General features: G+C 56.3%; 5 protein-coding genes and 2 pseudogenes. 6 read left to right on the top strand and 1 reads right to left on the bottom strand.

Going from position 1 to position 6856, the window contains the following annotated elements:
* Positions 1–266: pseudogene (locus tag BHD07_RS24255) on the top strand (calcium-binding protein); the annotation flags it as partial.
* A gap of 379 nt (positions 267–645) precedes the next feature.
* Here the strand turns inward: BHD07_RS24255 and BHD07_RS24250 are convergent.
* Positions 646–744 (bottom strand): annotated as a pseudogene (locus tag BHD07_RS24250) (ribbon-helix-helix domain-containing protein); the annotation flags it as partial.
* A gap of 213 nt (positions 745–957) precedes the next feature.
* Between BHD07_RS24250 and BHD07_RS24245 the strand changes: the two are divergent.
* The 5 genes from BHD07_RS24245 (at position 958) to BHD07_RS24225 (ending at position 6839) form a co-directional block, all read left to right on the top strand.
* A complete protein-coding gene (locus BHD07_RS24245; protein WP_338283443.1) occupies positions 958–1425 on the top strand; it encodes a VOC family protein in 468 nt (155 codons plus the stop codon).
* A 380-nt stretch (positions 1426–1805) separates the two neighbouring features.
* Positions 1806–3374 carry an MBOAT family O-acyltransferase gene (locus BHD07_RS24240; protein ID WP_338283442.1) on the top strand — a complete coding sequence of 523 codons (1569 nt, stop codon included), beginning with the start codon at positions 1806–1808 and terminating at the stop codon, positions 3372–3374.
* Positions 3375–3377: 3 nt separating this feature from the next.
* Positions 3378–4607, top strand: a complete 1230-nt coding sequence (locus BHD07_RS24235) for a TonB-dependent receptor (protein WP_338283441.1) — start codon at positions 3378–3380, stop codon at positions 4605–4607.
* Between the two features lie 58 nt (positions 4608–4665).
* On the top strand, positions 4666–4917 hold the full coding sequence (locus tag BHD07_RS24230; RefSeq protein WP_003533148.1) for an acyl carrier protein: 252 nt from the start codon (positions 4666–4668) through the stop codon (positions 4915–4917).
* A 35-nt stretch (positions 4918–4952) separates the two neighbouring features.
* Positions 4953–6839 carry an HAD-IIIC family phosphatase gene (locus BHD07_RS24225; RefSeq protein WP_338283438.1) on the top strand — a complete coding sequence of 629 codons (1887 nt, stop codon included), beginning with the start codon at positions 4953–4955 and terminating at the stop codon, positions 6837–6839.
* Positions 6840–6856 lie beyond the last annotated feature (17 nt).

Raw genomic sequence — 6856 nt, 5'->3', positions numbered from 1 at the left:
TCAAGGGCGCGGGTTCGCTCGTCGGACGGGACTCCGTGATGGACTTTCAGGACGGCACCGATCTGCTTGTCCTGGAGAACCTCGGAATCAAGCAATATTCGAGCTCCGGCACGGCCGGTACGATTTTTGCGTATAATGACGCCAGCGGAGACGTGATGTTGAAAGGCTACGATTCGACAGGCAATGCGCTGTCGATCCATGTCGACGATCCGACGAATACCCTCGCTGCCTCGCACTTCAGCAGCGCCGATTTTCTCTTCGCCTGATCGAAGCGGATGAACGTTCGACTGCCGCCGCGCATAGCGCGGCAATTCACGTCCGCTACACATGGCTACGTCACCCTTAGCGAAGTCCGAGCCGTTGACCCTCGCCCAGCCGTCGCCAGGGCCACGGCAAGTGAAGTGAGCGTACCAGGCGCAGACGCTTCAGCGTCGAAGCCAGTTCGCGCGCAACTTGACCGGTTAACAGCGCAGCCGCAGGAGGCTTAGCATAGCGCCGCCCGAAAGGCGGAAGCCGGGACCGACTGCGCCCGGCAAGTTGCTCCCTCTCTCCGAGTTCATTGACTGGCCTTTGCGTTCAGTAAGGGCGCCGCCTGAAATACCCATGAACAGGGCGTGAACATCGCGCCAGTTCCAGGCCCTGCTAAAGTACGGAACTCATGCTGGAATACCGGCCGCTCTCGACCAGCGAACGGGCAAACGCATCCTGCTGGTCGGTCAGCGAAATCGACGATTTGACACTCATCGGTGTATCTCCTTTGAGCCAAATTTGCTACCCTGGGCAGGTCGATTTCATCAATGAGGCACTACTCAACAAACGCAGCGGCGTTTGCCGCTCCTGCCTCCGCTACCGAACCCTGCGAAGGCTTCCGCATGAAATTGCTCGCATAGCTGCGCCGGGTCGGCTAACGTTTCGTGCAGATGATTAAGCCATTAAACCCAAGCAGGGCCTCCGGCTATGGCAGATATCACTTTCGATCCCCATAAAGTGTTTCACTACGGGTTCGTCGTGCCGAACATGGATCGCGCACTAAAAACGTGGACGCAGCAGGGAGCCAAGCTGGTTGTGCCGCCTGCAGTTGATCCGGTCCAGAATGTGTCCTGCGCGCTCCTCATTTATCTCGACAGTGTTCCGATCGAATTGGTGGCTCCGTTGCGTGACGGGCCGAATCCCGTCGCGAGTCGGCTGGCCAAGGGCGGCGGCCTCGATCACGTCTGCCTGTTCTCAGACAGTCTGGAGCAAGACGTTGCGAAACTCAAGGCAGATGGCGGGATGGTGGTGGTTGCGCCCTGCTATGGCGCGGTTTTCAAAAGGCGTCTTGCTTTCGTAGTCACTCGGGCGGGCTTGGTTGTCGAGCTCATGACAAGGGCGACCGTGGAGGGCGCCGAGGGAGATCCGCTCGCACAGCTCAACGGCCCCGCGTGAAAAGAGCACCGGCTACAGGAGAGCGGTACCGACGCATTTTCGTCAACACGCCGCAGGTTTTGATTTTGATTTTAAATCGCAGTCACATAGGCCGAAGGCATTACTATCCTATTTACATCCCGTTAAATGCGTGCTTTTTTACCCCTGAATTTTAACTGCGATAGAAAACTCTGCCGAAATCCCCGTGTTTCGTTGCGTAACCTATAGTTGTCTCTTTATTGTTCGGCGGCCTCGTAAGGCTGTCAAAGATTTATTGCTATTCAGGCTCCCTAGCGAGCTGCGTTGGTAGCGCAAGACAAAGACAAATTACATCATATGTAAGATTCGCAGCCTCAGATAAGTGGCTTCGGAGCAAATTTGTTATTCTGGTTGGGTTTGATATGATCTTTATCGATCCACTCTTCCTGTTTCTCTTTCTGCCGGTTACACTTATTGCGTTTTATCTTGCGCTTTTGACGCGAGGCAGGAATGAAGCACTACTCGTCATCTTTACGGCGTCAATTATTTTTTATGCTCCTTACGGCCTATCGTCGGTATTTCTGCTGCTGATTGCCCTGCTTGTCAATTTCGGAGTCTCCAACGCACTTCTTGCTATGGACGACAGTAATCCACATCGAAGAGTGTTGTATGGATGCGGTCAAGGATACAACATAGCCTCTCTGTGCTACTTCAAATACAAGATCGTTACAGTTCTTCTTGGCGAAAATAATGACTTCCTGACCGATATTGCCGGCGTGGCGATACCGGCTGGTATTTCGTTCTACACGTTCCACCAGGCGGCCTTTCTGGCGGATGCCTATGTTCGCGAAAAGAGCGTGGTCGAATTTTTCGAAGGGACTCGTTCGTTGAGGTCCGGTTTTTGGGCGTTTTGCCGTTATGGCGCTTTCGTCAGCTTCTTTCCGCAGTTGATCATCGGCCCAATTACCTATCTGCACGAATTCCATCCCCAGGTAAAATCCAGAAAGTTCATCAGTTTTGACCCCATTAATATCGCCGTGGGACTCGCCTTTATCTCGATCGGCATGTTCAAGAAGGTAGTCATCGCCGACAATATTGCCCCAACCGTTGATCTTGTCTTTGGCGCTGCCGGCGCCGGAGCGGTGATGGATCCCGCACATGCCTGGATCGGCGCTCTCTCCTACATGGCGCAACTCTATTTTGACTTTTCAGGCTATTCCGACATGGCGCTCGGCCTCGCGCGCATGTTTGGTCTGCGATACCCGCTCAACTTCTATTCGCCGTTCAAAGCTATTGGTATCCTCGATTACTACCGGCGCTGGAACATGACGCTGACGCGCGTGATTGCGCGCTTCCTATATACGCCGCTTTCGATCGCGGGGACGCGCTACTGCGCGGTGCATCGCCTTTCGCCGCTGCCAACACACATCCTCGGCCTCTGGCTGCCGATGCTAATCAACTTTCAGGTTCTCAGCCTATGGCATGGCGCCGCCTGGACCTTCGTGGCCTTCGGCCTGATGCAAGGTGTTTGGTCTGCGGCCGAGGCCCAGATAAGGGGCAGTAAGAAATACAAGCGCATGTGCAAGGCTACATCGCCGTTCTTCCGAGTGCTTGTGGAACGGGCCATATTTTTTATGCTGATCTGCCTCAGCCTGGCGATGTTCCGCTCCGAAAGCGTTGGCGCTGCGTTTCATCTTTATGCGCAGATGTTCGGCGCATCACTCGATGCCCCATCGGCCTTCGAAATGCGTGAGCCCGTGCTCATGCTGTTCTGTGCATTTTCAATCATCTATCTACTGCCAAACGGCGTGGAACTGATGCGCCGTTATCGCCCGGCCTTGATGACCTATGAAAACGAGAGCTACGGCTTCGCGTTCCTGCGCAGCATCTGGCGACCTTCCTGGGGTTGGGCTGCTTTTGCCGCTGTCCTCACCATTTCGTCGCTGCACTATGTCTCGCGGCAGCCGCCTTTCCTCTATCAGGGATTTTAAGCCATGATCGGAAGGATGCTTGTCGTGTCGACAAATCCAGATTTACCGTCGGCCGCAGATGGGTGGATCGGAGCGGAGCATGTGCATGGACGGAGCGGCACGCTGCGCAAGAAACCGAGCTTCTCGCCACGCTGGCGCGCCGCCCTTCCAATGATCGTGACCTTTTTTCTTGTCTGGCTGGGGTATCTTTCGATCGTAATGATCGTCATTGCGACGGATCCATACGACATCTACCGCTGGGGAGCGAGGCTCAAACTGACGCGCAACGACGTCCCGCGCGATATCGTCGTGCGGTGGGTAGACGTCGTCTCGAAGCAATCGGGGCTCAACACGTTTCTTGTCGGCGGCTCGACCACGGCCATGTATTCCCCCGATGACATATCCGCAGCGCTGGGCGGAAATGTCGTAGCCTACAATCTCAGCTATGGCGGGCCGCGCCCGATGGACAGGGACATCGTTCTCGATCAACTCGCCATCAACGCGCAAGCCAAACGGATCATCATCACGTTCGACTGGATGTACATTCTCGACCCAGAAAAGATGCGCCAGGGTTTTCCAGAGTATCTCTATGACGAGGAAATCAGCGACGACATCCGAATGGTCGACCTGAAATCCTTGCGGCGTACATGGAAGGTCCTGTTGGGTGAAACGAGCTACGAAGCGCAAGACGACGCAGGATATGCCAAGTTCACAGAGAAGCAATACCGCTCCTTTCAGATGCCCGCCAAAATGGCTGAACTGCACGCCGTCGTCGAAGAGTATCGGTCGGTTGTTGACGCCCCGAGCGGCAGGACATGTGCGAGCTTCAATGCCGTGAATGAGCAGCTCGTGCCGAGAATTCGGAAGTTTGTCGAGAAGGGCGTACAGGTCGATGTCATCATACCCATCCTCTCCTACGCCAATTACTATTTTCGCATGAGCGACATAAGCGCGACGTTGCTGGACGAGGTTCTGCTGTCGCGCCGGTGCTTTGTCAAGTCGATAGACACCCTGCCCAATGTGCGCGTGTTTGCATGGGATGATGACCCGAGGATCGCCGGTGACCTCGGCAACTTTCGTGATCCTGGGCACGTCTATAACCAGGGGCTACTCAGGCGAACGCTTGCGTCACTTTCGACGGGCGAAAACAGGCTTACGGCGGCGGACGTCGAGGCCTATGAGCGCCGTATCCGGACCGAGGTGAAGAGTTATCGGCTTCGAAACAGTTATCTCGAACGAACTACAAGGAAATGAATCGCGCACCGCATAGCGCTGTCGACGGCCTTACTGCCGTCAAATCAAGGTTGCACCAATGTCTGACCATCAACTTTATCTATCCCAAGTCGCAGACGTGATCCGTGAGCTGTTCGATGAATACGACGGCCCGATTACCCTGGAGACTACGGCCCGCGACGTTCCGCAATGGGACAGCCTGTCCAATGTCCGACTGATGGTTCTGATCGAGCAGGAGCTCGCAGTCCGCTTCAGCACGGCGGAGGTGCAAGGTTTCAAGAACCTCGGCAGCCTTATCGATGCCGTAGTCAAGCGCAAGCAGAACCAATAGATCATCAGCACCCCCGCGCGCGGAGGCACATCCTTATGAACACCATGTTTTCGTGGAGACCGCCGCTTGAGGAGAACTGGGCCGCGCGCGTGGCTGAGCTCGAGGCGATTGCGGCCGGTGGCGAAATGCCCGACTACGCCGCCACCAGATCGGTTGCAAACCAGCAGTTGGGCCCACGCCAACAGCTCAGGATCGAGCGCCTTGCCAAGCGCCTGGGAAGAATTAAGGGAAAAGGCTTCACCCCCATCGAGCTCGGCCTCCTCGGAAATCGCACGCTGAGCTATCTCTGCGATCCCTTGGGTGCGGCAGGTTTGGCGCGCGGTCTCCTCGTCTCGGCGCACGAAGCGCCGTATGACGCGGTAGCTAGCTTCGCATTCTCCGCCAAAAATTGTTTCGAGCGGGGACTCGATGCCGTGCTTGCCGTTCTCGATGAGAGCGCCCTCCAAGGAGAACGGCCACTGCTGGACAGGGCTGCCGAGGATGAGGCTGTGCACGAGGTCGAAAGGATCGCTTCCGCGATCGCCGAGGCGGCGCGATCAAAGACCGGATGCCCGGCAATCATTGCGACGCTGCCGCCATGCATACAACTGACCTCCGCAGACATCGCAACGCCAGGTTCGATCGCCCGGTTCCGACTGCGGGTCAACATAATGCTTGGCGATGGCGCTACTGAGGGACGGTGGCTGATGTGGGATCAAGCCGCCCTTGCTTCACGGATCGGCATTGATCGTTGGTTCGACCCGATCGCCTATCACTCAGCGAAGGTGCCCTTCAATGTTGAACTCTGCCCCCTGGCGGCCGACAACATTGCTTCTCTCCTCGCGGCCATGACCGGCAAGAGCGCCCGCGCCCTCGTGCTCGATCTCGACAATACGCTTTGGGGCGGCGTCATTGGCGACGACGGTCTTGCTGGTATCCGGATCGGCCAGAATTCGGCAGAGGGAGAGGCCTTCCTCGGATTTCAAGATTTCGTTCTGAGGCTCCGGGAACGCGGCGTAGTCCTCGCCGTCTGTTCGAAGAATAGCGATGCTGTTGCGCGTGAGCCGTTCCGGCGGCATCCTGATATGCTATTAAAAGAAGAGCACATTGCCGTCTTTCAGGCCAATTGGGACGACAAGGCCACCAATATTCGTGCGATCGCCGAAAAACTCGGTCTGGGTCTTGAGTCACTTGCCTATGTTGACGACAATCCTGCCGAACGCGAACGCGTCCGACGGGAGCTTCCGCTCGTTTCCACAGTTGAGGTAGGCGAGGATCCGTCCTTCTTCATCGATCGCGTCGCGGAGTCAGGCCTTTTCGACCATCTGCCGCTGAACTCCGACGATCTGGCGCGGGCAAACAGCTACGGGGGGCGTGCGGCAGTTGCGGAGATCCGCGACCGGGTAGGCAATTATGAGGAGTATCTGAAGTCCCTAGAGATGCGGATGACCATCTCACCCTTCGACGAAATAGGTCGTCCGCGCATCGTTCAACTCATCAACAAGTCTAACCAGTTCAACCTCACCACCCGCCGATACAACAACGAAGACGTTCGGCGCATGCAGGAAGACCCAAACTTTATCGGATGGCAGATAAGGCTCGACGATAAGTTTGCGCAGCACGGCACGATCGGGGTCGTCATTGTCCTCAAGAAGGGGTCCGAATGGGAGATCGACACCTGGCTGCAATCGTGCCGCGTCCTTGAGCGGGGCGTTGAACAGTGCTTGATGAACAGCCTGATCGAGCAGGCTGCGTCAGCCGGTGTGGTCACCATTCGAGGGCGCTATATACCAACAGAGCGCAACGCACTGGTATCGGATTTCTATCCGCGGCTTGGCTTCGGCCTCGCGGGGACGAATGGCAACGGGTCACTGGATTTCGTGTGTGCCATATCGCAGTATGAACCCCGTCCCGTATCCATGAATATCACGTTGCGTGTTTAGCTGTCCGCCACTTCCTT

Source organism: Sinorhizobium sp. KGO-5, assembly GCF_036245905.1.
Lineage (GTDB): Bacteria > Pseudomonadota > Alphaproteobacteria > Rhizobiales > Rhizobiaceae > Sinorhizobium > Sinorhizobium meliloti_A.
The sequence above is the reverse complement of the archived record's forward strand: the minus strand, read 5'-3'. Positions and strand labels throughout refer to the sequence as shown.